11 protein-coding genes and 1 tRNA gene are annotated in these 12,579 nt (G+C 56.8%); 5 read left to right on the top strand and 7 right to left on the bottom strand.

Going from position 1 to position 12,579, the window contains the following annotated elements:
• Positions 1-40: 40 nt before the first annotated feature.
• Positions 41-116: transfer RNA gene (locus A936_RS04255), tRNA-Asn, on the bottom strand.
• A 197-nt stretch (positions 117-313) separates the two neighbouring features.
• Here A936_RS04255 and A936_RS04250 point away from each other — a divergent pair.
• Positions 314-1,768 (top strand): EmmdR/YeeO family multidrug/toxin efflux MATE transporter, encoded by a 1,455-nt coding sequence (locus tag A936_RS04250; protein ID WP_008454974.1) that lies wholly within the window; start codon positions 314-316, stop codon positions 1,766-1,768.
• Here A936_RS04250 and A936_RS04245 read toward each other — a convergent pair.
• Positions 1,765-3,006, bottom strand: coding sequence for a mechanosensitive ion channel family protein (locus A936_RS04245; RefSeq protein WP_008454972.1), 1,242 nt, complete (start codon positions 3,004-3,006; stop codon positions 1,765-1,767). The two genes, A936_RS04250 and A936_RS04245, sit on opposite strands and share 4 nt — an antisense overlap.
• Before the next feature lie 160 nt (positions 3,007-3,166).
• On the opposite strand from A936_RS04245, the gene ldtA reads away from it, so the two are divergent.
• A complete protein-coding gene (ldtA, locus tag A936_RS04240) occupies positions 3,167-4,102 on the top strand; it encodes a L,D-transpeptidase (RefSeq protein ID WP_008454970.1) in 936 nt (311 codons plus the stop codon).
• Positions 4,103-4,146: 44 nt separating this feature from the next.
• Here the strand turns inward: ldtA and A936_RS04235 are convergent, their stop codons facing one another.
• The 5 genes from A936_RS04235 to puuD all read right to left on the bottom strand — a co-directional run bounded on the left by A936_RS04235 (position 4,147) and on the right by puuD (position 8,986).
• Positions 4,147-4,407, bottom strand: coding sequence for a YdgH/BhsA/McbA-like domain containing protein (locus tag A936_RS04235; protein WP_008454967.1), 261 nt, complete (start codon positions 4,405-4,407; stop codon positions 4,147-4,149).
• Positions 4,408-4,730: 323 nt separating this feature from the next.
• A complete protein-coding gene (locus A936_RS04230; RefSeq protein WP_008454965.1) occupies positions 4,731-6,011 on the bottom strand; it encodes an NAD(P)/FAD-dependent oxidoreductase in 1,281 nt (426 codons plus the stop codon).
• Positions 6,008-7,501 carry an aldehyde dehydrogenase PuuC gene (puuC, locus tag A936_RS04225; protein ID WP_008454963.1) on the bottom strand — a complete coding sequence of 498 codons (1,494 nt, stop codon included), beginning with the start codon at positions 7,499-7,501 and terminating at the stop codon, positions 6,008-6,010. Before puuC ends, A936_RS04230 begins: the two co-directional genes overlap by 4 nt.
• Before the next feature lie 137 nt (positions 7,502-7,638).
• On the bottom strand, positions 7,639-8,196 hold the full coding sequence (puuR, locus tag A936_RS04220) for an HTH-type transcriptional regulator PuuR (RefSeq protein WP_008454961.1): 558 nt from the start codon (positions 8,194-8,196) through the stop codon (positions 7,639-7,641).
• 25 nt (positions 8,197-8,221) lie between these two features.
• The gene (gene puuD, locus A936_RS04215) at positions 8,222-8,986 is read right to left on the bottom strand and encodes a gamma-glutamyl-gamma-aminobutyrate hydrolase (protein WP_008454959.1); all 765 of its coding nucleotides are present in this window, start codon (positions 8,984-8,986) and stop codon (positions 8,222-8,224) included.
• A 212-nt stretch (positions 8,987-9,198) separates the two neighbouring features.
• Here puuD and A936_RS04210 point away from each other — a divergent pair, with 212 nt between their 5' ends.
• The 3 genes from A936_RS04210 to A936_RS04205 all read left to right on the top strand — a co-directional run bounded on the left by A936_RS04210 (position 9,199) and on the right by A936_RS04205 (position 12,384).
• Complete coding sequence (locus tag A936_RS04210; RefSeq protein WP_008454958.1) at positions 9,199-10,617, top strand: glutamine synthetase family protein; 1,419 nt, start codon at positions 9,199-9,201, stop codon at positions 10,615-10,617.
• A 185-nt stretch (positions 10,618-10,802) separates the two neighbouring features.
• A complete protein-coding gene (locus tag A936_RS23400; protein WP_157141374.1) occupies positions 10,803-11,006 on the top strand; it encodes a hypothetical protein in 204 nt (67 codons plus the stop codon).
• Complete coding sequence (locus A936_RS04205) at positions 10,996-12,384, top strand: APC family permease (RefSeq protein ID WP_008454957.1); 1,389 nt, start codon at positions 10,996-10,998, stop codon at positions 12,382-12,384. The genes A936_RS23400 and A936_RS04205 overlap by 11 nt, the downstream gene beginning before the upstream one ends.
• The last annotated feature ends 195 nt before the right edge of the window (positions 12,385-12,579 follow it).

Here is a 12,579-nt window from a genome sequence, read left to right as displayed (position 1 = left end):
AAAAGCCCGCTTAAGTTTCCTTAAGCGGGCTTCTCAAATATGGCTCCTCTGACTGGACTCGAACCAGTGACATACGGATTAACAGTCCGCCGTTCTACCGACTGAACTACAGAGGAATCGTGTGAACGGGCCGAATATTAGCGGCGGCTCCGGGGCTTGTCAAAGGCAAAATTTCACCCTTAGGTGCGTTTGCGGAAACTATCAACATCTTGTTGCCTTTTCAGGCAATCAGAGACAAAAAAATCCTTTGCAGGATAACGATTTGTCGCTCATTATTTGAAATGCCGTTTTATCTTTCCTTGCAGGTCCTCGCTTGAACTTACATGCAGTCCTTCGCCAGACCGTGGCGAAAACGCCGTGGTACGCCAAACGTAAGAGTTATCGGGTGCTGTTCTGGCGTGAGATAACGCCGTTGGCGGTGCCAATCTTCCTCGAAAACACCTGCGTGTTGTTGATGGGCGTACTCAGTACCTTTCTCGTCAGCTGGTTAGGGAAAGAGGCGATGGCGGGCGTAGGGCTCGCTGACAGTTTTAACATGGTTATCATGGCGTTCTTCGCCGCTATCGATCTCGGCACCACGGTGGTGGTGGCGTTCAGCTTTGGCAGGCTGGATCCGGAGCGGGCGAGGGCGGCGGCCCGGCAGTCTCTGGTGCTGATGACCATAGTTTCTTTTATCATGGCCGCAGGCATTCATCTGGCGGGCACGCACATTATCGATGTCATTGCCGGTAGCGCCACGCCGGAAGTTAAAGCTCTCGCACTTTCTTACCTGCAAACCACCGTCTGGAGCTACCCGGCGGCAGCCATAGCGCTTATCGGTAGCGGCGCCCTGCGCGGGGCGGGGAACACCAAAATCCCGCTGCTGATTAACGGCGGCATGAACATCCTCAACATCATCATCAGCAGCATTCTTATCTACGGCATCTTTGGCTGGGGCGGGCTGGGCTTTGTTGGCGCGGGACTGGGGCTGACGATTTCCCGCTACATCGGCGCGGCGGGCATTATCTTCGTGCTGATGATTGGCTTTAACCCGGCGCTGCGTATCTCGCTGAAAAGTTATTTTACGCCGCTCAACTGGGGCATTTTGTGGGAAGTGCTCGGCATCGGCATTCCGGCGAGCGTCGAGTCGGTGCTGTTCAACGGCGGTAAGCTGCTGACGCAGATGTTCGTTGCCGGGATGGGGACCAACGTGATTGCCGGTAACTTTATTGCTTTCTCGGTGGCCTCGCTGATTAACCTGCCGGGTAACGCCCTCGGGTCGGCGTCAACGATCATCGTCGGCAGACGGTTAGGGAAAGGGCAAATCGGCCAGGCCGAGCGCCAGCTGCGCCATACGTTCTGGCTCGCCACCATTGGCCTGACGATCATTGCCTGGGGAACCGCGCCGTTCGCCGGGTTATTCGCCTCGTTCTACACCAGCGAAGATGACGTCAAAGAGGTCGTTAAAGTCCTGCTGTGGATGAACGCCGCCTTTATGCCAATCTGGGCCGCGTCCTGGGTGCTGCCTGCCGGGCTGAAGGGCGCCCGTGACGCACGTTTTGCGATGTGGGTGTCGATGGCGGGGATGTGGGGTTGCCGCGTTATCGCCGGTTACACGCTGGGGATTGTATTGGGCATGGGCGTGGTAGGCGTCTGGCTGGGGATGTTCGGCGACTGGGCGGTGCGCGGCGCCTGCTTCTACTGGCGAATGGTCAGCGGCCGCTGGCTGAAAAAATACCCGCGACCGCCGAAAGAACCACTTTCGGTTCAGGAAGAAAGCCCCGTTTAGCGTTCGAAAGCCCCGGCAATGGCCCGCATGTCGTTGCCGGTTGGCGTCTGGTGAATACGCAGGCCAAACTCGTCCACCACGGCAAAAATGTGGTCGAAAATGTCGGCCTGAATGCTTTCATACTCGGCCCAGGCCACGGTGTTGGTGAAGGCATAAATCTCCACCGGCAGCCCTTCGCTTTCAGGGGCAAGCTGGCGCACCATCAGCGTCATGTCTTTGCGAATGCGCGGGTGGTTGCGCAGGTACTCATTCAGATAGGCCCGGAAGGTGCCGACGTTGGTCATCTGGCGCTGGTTCAGCACCGAGTCGTCGGCGTGCTGCTGGTTGTATTCGCTGATCTCTTTCCCGCGCTCCGCCATATACGGCTGCAGCAGTTTCGCCTTAAGGAGCTTCTCCTGCTCGTCCTGCGACAGAAAACGAATGCTGGTGGTGTCAATGTTCACGCTGCGCTTGATGCGGCGCCCGCCTGAGGCCGACATCCCGCTCCAGTTTTTAAACGCGTCGGACACCAGCACATAGGTTGGGATAGTGGTAATGGTGTTGTCCCAGTTTTGCACTTTCACCGTCGTCAGGCCGATGTCGATCACCGCCCCGTCCGCGCCGTATTTCGGCATTTCCAGCCAGTCGCCCATTTTCAGCATGCTGTTGGCAGAAAGCTGAATGCCAGCGACCAGGCCGAGAATCGGATCTTTAAACACCAACATCAGCACGGCGGCCATCGCACCGAGACCGCTTATCAATATTGCCGGGGATTTCCCGATAAGCAGCGACACCATCATGATGCCGACGACAATCGCGGCCAGCAGCTTCACGCCCTGGAAAATGCCTTTCAGCGGTAGCTGAGAAGCAAAGGCGAATTTCCCCGACAGGCCGAAGATCACATCCAGCAGCGAGAAAAAGGACATCAGCGCGTAGAGCATGACCCATAGCTGGGCGCAGGTGGTCAGAATGGTGGCCGCGTCGCTGCCTTTTTGCAGCCACAGCACCGCCTGAACGTTAACGATGATGCCCTGCAGCAGAAACGCCAGCCGCTGGAACAGCTTGTTCTGGGTGATTATCTGTAAAGAGAGGCTGGCGCTGGACTGTGCGCGCTTCTCAAAGGCACGCAGCACTATGCCGTGCAGAATAAAATGCACCACCAGCGCGGTAAGAAAAATGATGCCGAAAATGACGATCAGGGAAGTGGTGTGGCTGGGTTGAATGCCGTATTGCTCGAGGGCGGATATCAATTCCTGCATAACGTCTCCTTTAAAAAACAAGAGGACATCATGCCCTCTGCGGTCCGCGGTCGCAACCCGACTGTACAATTAGTAGACATATTAACGCGCAATCCTTACAGAATTGTCTCAGGGCGGTTATGCTTAGTGCATTCACATCATGTTAACTAACAGGGAAATTATGATTCGTTTCTCCACGCTGGCATTTGTTCTGGCGGCGGTCACGCAGAGCGCGATGGCCGTGACCTATCCTTTACCGCCTGAAGGCAGCCGCCTGGTGGGTGCGCCCCTGACGATTACCGTGCCGGAAGGGAACAAAGAGCCGCTGGAACACTTTGCCGCTCAGTACGGGCAGGGCTTCAGCAATATGCTGGAGGCCAACCCAGGCGTCGATCCGTTCCTGCCCAAAGTCGGTACGCAGCTGGTTATTCCGCAGCAGGTGATTTTGCCGGATACCGTGCGGGAAGGGATTGTGGTGAACGTGGCGGAAATGCGCCTTTATTATTATCCGAAGGACACTAACACCGTAGAAATCCTGCCGATAGGTATTGGCCAGGCGGGGCGCGAAACGCCGCGCAACTGGGTGACCCGCGTCGAGCGCAAACAGGATGCCCCGGCCTGGACGCCAACCCCGAATACCCGTCGCGAATACGCCAAAGAGGGCAAAACGCTGCCGGCTTTTGTGCCGCCGGGGCCGGATAACCCGATGGGCCTGTACGCCATTTACATCGGCAAGCTGTACGCCATCCACGGCACCAATGCCAACTTTGGCATTGGTCTGCGCGTCAGCCAGGGCTGCATCCGCTTGCGCAACGACGACATCAAATTCCTGTTCGATAATGTGCCGGTCGGGACCCGCGTTCAGCTCATCGACCAGCCGGTGAAGGTGACCGCCGAGCCGGACGGCAAGCGCTGGCTGGAAGTTCACGAGCCGCTGTCGCGCAACCGTGCGGAGTTTGAGTCCGACAAGAAAGTGCCGCTGCCGATGACTACCTTATTGCGCAGCGAAACTCAGGCTTCAGGTGTAAATACGTCTGTGGTGAGTGAAGCACTTAATCGCCGCTCGGGGATGCCGGTACAAATAAATTCAGCCGCCACGGAAACAGGGCGACTGTAATAATCAGTAAGAAAAAGAAAAGCTCGCGCGTTGCGAGCTTTTTTTTATTTGAATAATATTGCCGTAGCGTAAAGTTTATTATTTCCGCCTGCCGACGTGACTTTAAATTCGGTTGCCCCGGCCTGGCTGGCTTTATCGGCAAGTTTGTTAACGGCCTCGTCAAGCGTTGTGGCACCGGTGACTGAAACATAGCCCATGCGCTGGCCGGCGGTGGTTGACTGGACTTCGGTGGCGGCTAAAGCCGTGCCGCTAAGGGCGGTAAATACGGTAAGGGCAAGGGCGGAATTAATCAGTTTACGCATCATAATAAATCTCTCATTGTGAATAATTAAACAAGGTTTCGGTTGATGCGTTGCATGTTAGGTTGCCGTCCGGGCAATGAACAGATGGCATTATTGATGAAGACTTTCAAAAATTCTGGCTGGTAATATCCGGGTGTTATTGACTGTAAATTAATATCAGCCAGCTTATTTTTTTCTTTCATTAATCTGCGGCAACGTGAAGTTTTGGTGGCTATAAAACGGTGGGCCGCTAATAAAAAAACGCACGGAGGGGATCGCTCCGTGCGTCGGGTTATTGCTCATCAGACCCAGCGTCGCTGAGCCTTTAGCGCAATAGCGAAGGCAAATTAAACCCCAAGGCGATCGCGAAGACTGTAGTAAGCCGCGCCCATCGCGGTAAACGGGATGCGGAACGTGCGGCCACCCGGGAACGGGTAATGCGGCAGGTTGGCGAAGGCATTGAAGCGCTCCGCATCGCCGCGCAGCAGCTCTGCAATCAGGCGGCCGGCCAGGTGGGTATAGGTCACACCGTGCCCGCTGCAGCCCTGACTGTAGTAAATATTCTTATCCAGACGGCCCACCTGCGGCAGGCGAGACAGGGTTAGCAGGAAGTTCCCGGTCCAGCTGTAGTCAATCTTCACGCCTTTCAGCTGTGGGAAGGTTTTCAGCAGGTTGGGCATCACCAGGCGTTCAATATCCGCCGGGTCACGGGCGCCGTACACCACGCCGCCGCCGTACAGCAGGCGGTTATCGGCGGTCAGGCGGTAGTAATCCAGCAGGTAGTTACAATCTTCCACACAGTAATTTTTGGGGATCAGCGAGCGGGCGAGATCTTCTCCCAGCGGCTCGGTGGTCAGCACCTGCGTGCCGCACGGCATGCTGCGCTTCGCCAGTTCAGGTTCGAGTTTATTGCCGAGATAAGCGTTCCCGGCGACGATCACGTACTTCGCCGTGACCTTGCCTTTCTCCGTGCTGACGATGGCCGGGCTGGCGTGCTCAATGTGGGTCACCGGGGACTGTTCGAAAATGCGCCCACCGTTCAGGCGAATTGCATTAGCCTCGCCAATGGCCAGGTTGAGCGGGTGAATATGGCCGCCGCTGTGGTCGAGCAGAGCGCCGACGTAGCGGTCGCTGTTCACTTCCCGCTTCAGTTCGCTGGCGTCCAGCAGTTCAAGCTGGGTGTTGCCGTAGCGCTCCCAGTTGGCCTTTTGCTCTTCGAGGGTTTCCATTTGCTTATGGTTCATCGCCACAAACAGACCGCCCGGACGATAATCACAGTCAATCTGGTAGCGCTTGATGCGCTCGCGAATAATTTCCCCGCCTTCGAACATCATACTGCCGAGCATTTTGGCCGCTTCCGGGCCATAGCGGCGCTCAATCACGTCGATGTCGCGGCTGTAGGAGTTCACCAGTTGCCCGCCGTTGCGCCCGCTGGCACCAAAGCCGATGCGTGCAGACTCCAGCAGCACCACGTCATAACCCATTTCAGACAGATGCAGCGCAGACGAAAGGCCGGTATAGCCGCCGCCAACCACGCACACGTCGCAGGTCACGGATTCATTCAGCTGTGGGAACGGCTCATAGTGGTTGGCGCTGGCCGCGTAATAGCTGGTGGTATGTTCAGTCATGATGAAGGCTCCAGGGCAATCCAGATGGTTTTCAGTTCGCTAAATTTCTCAAGGGCATGCAGGGATTTATCGCGGCCGTTGCCGCTCTGCTTGTAGCCGCCGAACGGGACGGTCATATCGCCGTCGTTGTAGTTATTGACGAAAACGGAACCGGCTTTAAGGCTGCGGCTCATGCGGTGGGCGCGGGAGAGATCCCGGGTCCAAACGGCAGCACCAAGGCCATAATCGCTGTCGTTGGCAAGGGCGAGCGCCTGGGCTTCGGAGGTGAAACGGGTGACGACGAGCACCGGGCCGAAGATCTCTTCCCGGCCCACACGCGCATCCGCCGCCGTATCGGTAAAAATCGTCGGGCCGATAGCCGCCGGGTGAGCGTTGTTCCGCCCGTCGAGCGCCAGCTTGCCCTGGTTTTCCCCGTCGCGAATAAAGCCGTGAACGTTGTCGGCGTGGGCGCAGTCGATCAGCGTCCCCATGGTGGTTTCCGGGTCGAGCGGGTTGCCGGGCTGCCAGTTTTTTGCCTGCTCTTTCAGCAGGGCAATAAACTCGTCGGCGATGCTCTCTTCCAGCAGCAGGCGAGTCCCGGCGATGCAAACCTGGCCCTGGTTATAGAAAATACCGGCGGCGGTGGTTGCCGCGGCTTTGTGCAGATCCGGGCAGTCGGCAAAAACGATATTGGCGCTTTTCCCGCCGGCTTCGAGCCAGACGCGTTTCATGTTGCTGTCGCCCGCATCTTTCAGCAGCTGTTTACCGGTGCGGGTGGAGCCGGTGAAGGTAATCACGTCCACGTCCGGGTGCTGAGCCAACGCCTGGCCCGCTTCGTGACCAAACCCGGTCACGACGTTAAACACGCCATCCGGCAGGCCAGCTTCTTTAGCCAGCGCCGCAAGACGAATTGCCGACAGCGGTGATTTTTCAGAAGGTTTAAGGATCACGCTGTTGCCCGCCGCCAGCGCCGGGCCTAGCTTCCAGCAGGCCAGCAGCAGCGGGAAGTTCCACGGCACAACGGCGGCAATTACGCCAATGGGTTCGCGCACAATCAGCGCCAGTTCGTTGACGCCGGTGGTGGCTACTTCGCCGTAGACTTTGTCGATGGCCTCGGCGTACCAGCGAATAGCGCGGGCGCTGCCCGGAATATCATCGCGCAGGCTATGGCGAATAGGTTTGCCGGTGTCGAGCGTTTCCAGCAGCGCCAGCTCCTCGCGATGCTGCTCCATTAAATCCGCCAGCCTGCCGAGCACGGCTTTGCGTTTGGCCGGGGAAGCCTGCGCCCAGTCACCGCGATCAAAGACATCGCGGGCGGCCTTCACCGCAATATCGACGTCCGCTTTTTTGCCTCGTGCCACTTCGGCAAGGTCACGCTGGGCAAAAGGATCGACGGTACTAAATGTTTCGCCGTCCTGTGCCGCGCAATATTCGCCGTTAATAAACAAGCGCGTTTCCGGCGAGGTATTTTTGGCTTTCTCCTGCCAGTAATTAAGATGCTGAAAGTCCATGATGACTCCTTTTATTCAATCGGATAAATGGCCTTACTGGGTTCTTCAGGCAAATTTGGGCTGCAAAAAGCCCCAGGAAATAAGTCCTGTTAAAAAAGGTTTTGAAATAAGGCCTGATTACTCAGGCCTGAAAATAATTAGAACGTGGTGGGGGTATGGGCGCTGATAATGCGGCAGATGCCTGCCGAGGTGTTGCTGAAGCTGTGCGGCATGCCGGTATTAATGGCATAGCTTTGCCCCGCAACCAGGTGCCAGGTCTGGCCGTTTACGGTCAAAACCACTTCACCTTCCAGTATCGTGCCTGTCTCCTCACCCTGGTGTTTGATCCTCTCGCCGGTGGTGGTTCCCGGCTGATAGGTCTCAATGATCATCGCCAGCGTACGGTTAGGATTCCCATTGTGTATTAATTTCATTGAAACACCCTGACTGCCTATTTCAATCAGATCGTCGTAATTAATCACGACCTGCGGCTCATCAGGTTTTTCCGGTTCCGCGAAGAACTCGGAGAGCGACAGCCCGTAGACTTTCAGCAGCTTCTGCAGCGTACTGATAGCAGGACTGACTTTGTCCTGTTCTATGGTGCTGATGGCGCTATGCGTTAATCCAGACAGTTCGGCGGCACGACGTTGAGAGAGACCCAGTTGCTGGCGGATCGCTGACAAACGTTTACCCGGCGCCAGGCCGTCATCGCTCATAATGGCATTTCCTTAACGGTAGTGGTCAGAGCCGCTGCTTTTCAGCGAGGTGGTTCTGACTGGCGGTGATAAAACCCTCAAGCAACAAACGCGATAGTGCATATTCGCTACTGTTCCATTCCGGATGCCACTGAACCCCGAGGGCAAAAGGATGATCGTGAACGCTCGCGGCCTCCACCAGACCATCCTGTGAACGCGCCTCGACGCGCAGCAGCGGACCCAGCGTTTTCGCTCCCTGGCCATGTAATGAATTCACCCAAAACGTGTTGCAGCCCGGTATCAACTGCGAAAGCAATCCTCCCTCATGAACCTGGACTTCGTGTGATGGGGCATACTGCTGCTCCACCGGGAGTTCCGGATCTTCACGGTGCTCCAGAAACTCGGGACGATCGCTCAGGCGACGATACAGAGTCCCGCCGGTGGCGACAACAAGTTCCTGTAAACCCCGGCAGATGGCGAAAATGGGGATGCGCCTTTTGAGCCCGGCGGCGATAAGCGCCATGCTCAGTTCATCACGCCCGGGGTCGGCGTCAGGCTCATCGCCGTTTTCACCATAGAGGTGCGGCTGCACGTTGCTGGGGCTGCCCGGCAGGAAGATCCCGTCCAGTTTTGGCAGCAGCGCTTCCAGCAGTTCCGGCTCTGCCAGCGCGTGGGGCAGGGCAATGGGCAAGCCGCCTGCATTCAATACCGCGTTCAGGTACTTTTCTTGCAATGTTTGGGTCAGATGACCCTTAAGCCTGTTTCTGCACATCACAACGCCGATTAATGGCTTGTCAAATATATCGACCATGATCAACCTCACATTCTGGACTAAATTATTTCCAAACGATTCCATGTTGGCCATTTCCGTTCAATATTTTCTCAACTTAGCAGCGGTTTAACTGTCTTGCAAACTTAAATTAACATTTGACAAACATTTTGTTTCACACCATTGTCGATAAGTGGACATTATATTTAACGGTCGACATCAGCGACCGGCATCCAACGCAACGGCGGTGAATCATGGAAACCAATATCGTAGAAGTTGAGAATTTTGTTCAGCATTCCGAAGAGAGACGAAGTAGCGCGTTTGCACGCGAAGTGAATACCTTCCTTGAACGTTATCCCAATACCCAATATGTCGATGTCTTGCTCACTGACCTGAACGGCTGCTTCCGGGGGAAACGTATTCCGGTGGCCGGGCTGCGTAAGGTAGAGAAGGGCTGTTACTTCCCGGCGTCCGTGTTTGCCATGGATATTCTCGGGAACGTAGTAGAAGAGGCCGGGCTGGGGCAGGAGCTGGGCGAGCCGGACCGCCGCTGCGTGCCGGTGCTGGGCACGCTGACCCCTTCGGCGGCTGACCCGGAATTTATCGGCCAGATGATGCTGACCATGCTGGATGAAGATGGCGCTCCCTTTGACGTTGAGCCGCGGAACGTGCTGAACCGACTCTGGCAGCAGCTGCGCCAGCGTGGTCTATTCCCCGTGGTAGCGGTAGAGCTGGAGTTCTATTTAATTGACCGCCAGCGCGACGCCGAAGGCTACCTGCAGCCGCCCTGCGCGCCGGGCACCGACGATCGCAATACCCAAAGCCAGGTCTACTCCGTCGATAACCTTAACCACTTCGCCGACGTGCTGACCGACATCGACGACCTGGCCCGCCTGCAGCTGATCCCCGCCGATGGCGCGGTGGCGGAAGCCTCGCCGGGGCAGTTCGAAATCAACCTGCACCACACCGATAACGTGCTGGATGCCTGCGATGATGCGCTGGCGTTAAAACGCCTGGTGCGAACTGTCGCCGAGAAGCATAAGATGCACGCCACTTTTATGGCGAAGCCGTATGAAGAGCATGCGGGCAGCGGGATGCATATCCACATCAGCGTGCTGAATAACAAAGGTGAAAACGTGCTGGCGGACGCCGACGGCGAAGACTCAGCGCTGCTGAAGCGCGCGCTGGCGGGCATGATCCACCTGATGCCTTCTTCTATGGCGCTGCTGGCCCCGAACGTGAATTCATGGCGTCGTTTCCAGCCGGGGATGTACGTCCCGACTCAGGCGTCGTGGGGGCATAACAACCGCACCGTGGCGCTGCGTATTCCTTGTGGCGACAGAGACAACCATCGCGTGGAGTATCGCGTGGCGGGGGCGGATGCCAACCCGTATCTGGTGATGGCGACTATTCTGGCCGGGATTTTACATGGGCTGGATAACGACCTGCCGCTGCAGGAAGAGGTAGAGGGCAACGGGCTGGAGCAGGAAGGGCTGCCGTTCCCGATCCGCCAGAGCGACGCGCTGTGGGAGTTCACCCAGAACGATCGTCTGCGCGACCTGCTGGGCGAGCGTTTCAGCCACGTTTTCCATGCGTGCAAGCACGATGAGCTGGTGCAGTTTGAGCGTTTAATCACAGAAACTGAAATTGAGTGGATGCTGAAAAACGCCTGAGTGTGGCGCCTGCCCGGCAGAGCTTACGTGTCCGGGCACGCGAATAAATAAGTAGCATCATACGGACTGAGCGGAGCCAGGCCGGACGTTTTGCAGGGCAACCTGCCATTTCCCGAAGTCGCGTAATGGAGCGCGGGCGGCAACGGGTCTTCAGTTAACGACAATGTGTACGACGAGGAAATGAAATGATGCAGATGCAAATGTTTAAATATCCGCACGGCGAGGGCGAACGCTGCTGCCGTATTGACAACGACGGGCCAGTGGCCTGCGTGAACCCCATTGCCGTTCCCCGACAGTTACGATTAACCCCCAGGCTAAGCAGGTTTGCCCGAACGAACAACGTTTCGCAAACCTGTATTCGCGTGGGGGGACATCGTCATGGCGACTAACTCTTCCGCAGATATTGTTTCGCAGGCGGGAAAACCGCAGCTGCGTAAATCTCTGAAACTCTGGCAGGTGGTGGTGATGGGCCTGGCCTATCTCACGCCGATGTCGGTGTTTGATACCTTCGGGATTGTGTCCGGCATCAGCGACGGCCACGTCCCGGCATCCTACCTGCTTGCGCTGGCGGGCGTGCTGTTTACCGCCATCAGCTACGGCAAACTGGTGCGCCAGTTCCCGCAGGCCGGGTCAGCTTATACCTACGCCCAAAAGGCCATTAGTCCGCACGTAGGCTTTATGGTGGGCTGGTCATCGTTACTGGATTATCTGTTCCTGCCGATGATTAACGTCCTGCTGGCAAAAATCTACCTTTCGGCGCTGTTCCCGGAAGTCCCGCCGTGGATCTGGGTGGTCGGTTTTGTCTGCATCCTGACGGCGGCTAACCTGAAGAGCGTCAATCTGGTGGCGAACTTCAACACTCTGTTTGTGCTGGTCCAAATCGCCATTATGGTGGTGTTTATCATTCTGGTGGTGCAGGGGCTGCACAAAGGCGAAGGCGTGGGCACCGTCTGGTCGCTGCAGCCGTTTATCAGCGAAAATGCGCACCTGATCCCGGTGATTACCGGCGCGACGATAGTCTGCTTCTCGTTCCTCGGCTTCGATGCGGTGACCACGCTGTCGGAAGAGACGCCCGATGCGGCGCGCACCATCCCGAAAGCTATTTTCCTGACTGCGGCCTACGGCGGCATTATCTTTATCGTTGCCTCGTTCTTTATGCAGCTGTTCTTCCCGGATATCAGCCGCTTTAAAAACCCGGACGCAGCGCTGCCTGAGATTGCGCTGTACGTTGGCGGCAAGCTGTTCCAGTCGATTTTCCTCTGCACCACCTTCGTTAACACTTTGGCATCCGGGCTGGCCTCCCACGCCAGCGTTTCCCGTCTGCTTTATGTGATGGGCCGCGACAACGTCTTCCCGGAAAAATACTTCGGCTACGTGCACCCGAAATGGCGCACCCCGGCGCTGAACGTGATCATGGTCGGGATCGTGGCCCTGTCCGCGCTGTTCTTTGACCTGGTGACGGCGACGGCGCTGATCAACTTCGGCGCGCTGGTGGCCTTTACCTTCGTGAATCTGTCGGTGTTTAACCACTTCTGGCGTCGTGAAGGCCGCAACAAAACCTGGCGCGAGAAGCTGCATTACCTCATTCTGCCGCTGATTGGCGCGGCGACGGTGGCGGTGCTGTGGGTAAACCTGGAAGTGACGTCCCTGACGCTGGGGCTGGTGTGGGCGGCGGTTGGTATTCTGTATCTGGCCTTCCTCACCCGCCGCTTCCGCAGGCCACCGCCGGTGTTTGACGCCACGAAGGCCGAGCGCGCCTGGGAGTAAGGGAAGGTTGCGTTAGAGAAGAAGAAGCTCGCTTAATATGCATTAAGCGGGCTTTTTTGTTCCAGATTTTGTCAGCTTAGAAAAGCAAAAAGCCCGCTTAGTTTCCTAAGCAGGCTTCTTAAATATGGCTCCTCTGACTGGACTCGAACCAGTGACATACGGATTAACAGTCCGCCGTTCTACCGACTGAACTAC

Origin of the sequence: Enterobacter sp. Ag1 (assembly GCA_000277545.1) — a bacterium.
Lineage (GTDB): Bacteria > Pseudomonadota > Gammaproteobacteria > Enterobacterales > Enterobacteriaceae > Cedecea.
The sequence above is the reverse complement of the archived record's forward strand: the minus strand, read 5'-3'. Positions and strand labels throughout refer to the sequence as shown.

What these genes read in the sequence shown, in the direction of transcription:
- A936_RS04245 (WP_008454972.1), bottom strand. Translation starts at nt 3,006, where the DNA reads ATGCAGGAATTGATATCCGCCCTCGAGCAATACGGCATTCAACCCAGC.
- ldtA (WP_008454970.1), top strand. Translation starts at nt 3,167, where the DNA reads ATGATTCGTTTCTCCACGCTGGCATTTGTTCTGGCGGCGGTCACGCAG.
- A936_RS04235 (WP_008454967.1), bottom strand. Translation starts at nt 4,407, where the DNA reads ATGATGCGTAAACTGATTAATTCCGCCCTTGCCCTTACCGTATTTACC.
- A936_RS04230 (WP_008454965.1), bottom strand. Translation starts at nt 6,011, where the DNA reads ATGACTGAACATACCACCAGCTATTACGCGGCCAGCGCCAACCACTAT.
- puuC (WP_008454963.1), bottom strand. Translation starts at nt 7,501, where the DNA reads ATGGACTTTCAGCATCTTAATTACTGGCAGGAGAAAGCCAAAAATACC.
- puuR (WP_008454961.1), bottom strand. Translation starts at nt 8,196, where the DNA reads ATGAGCGATGACGGCCTGGCGCCGGGTAAACGTTTGTCAGCGATCCGC.
- puuD (WP_008454959.1), bottom strand. Translation starts at nt 8,986, where the DNA reads ATGGTCGATATATTTGACAAGCCATTAATCGGCGTTGTGATGTGCAGA.
- A936_RS04210 (WP_008454958.1), top strand. Translation starts at nt 9,199, where the DNA reads ATGGAAACCAATATCGTAGAAGTTGAGAATTTTGTTCAGCATTCCGAA.
- A936_RS23400 (WP_157141374.1), top strand. Translation starts at nt 10,803, where the DNA reads ATGATGCAGATGCAAATGTTTAAATATCCGCACGGCGAGGGCGAACGC.
- A936_RS04205 (WP_008454957.1), top strand. Translation starts at nt 10,996, where the DNA reads ATGGCGACTAACTCTTCCGCAGATATTGTTTCGCAGGCGGGAAAACCG.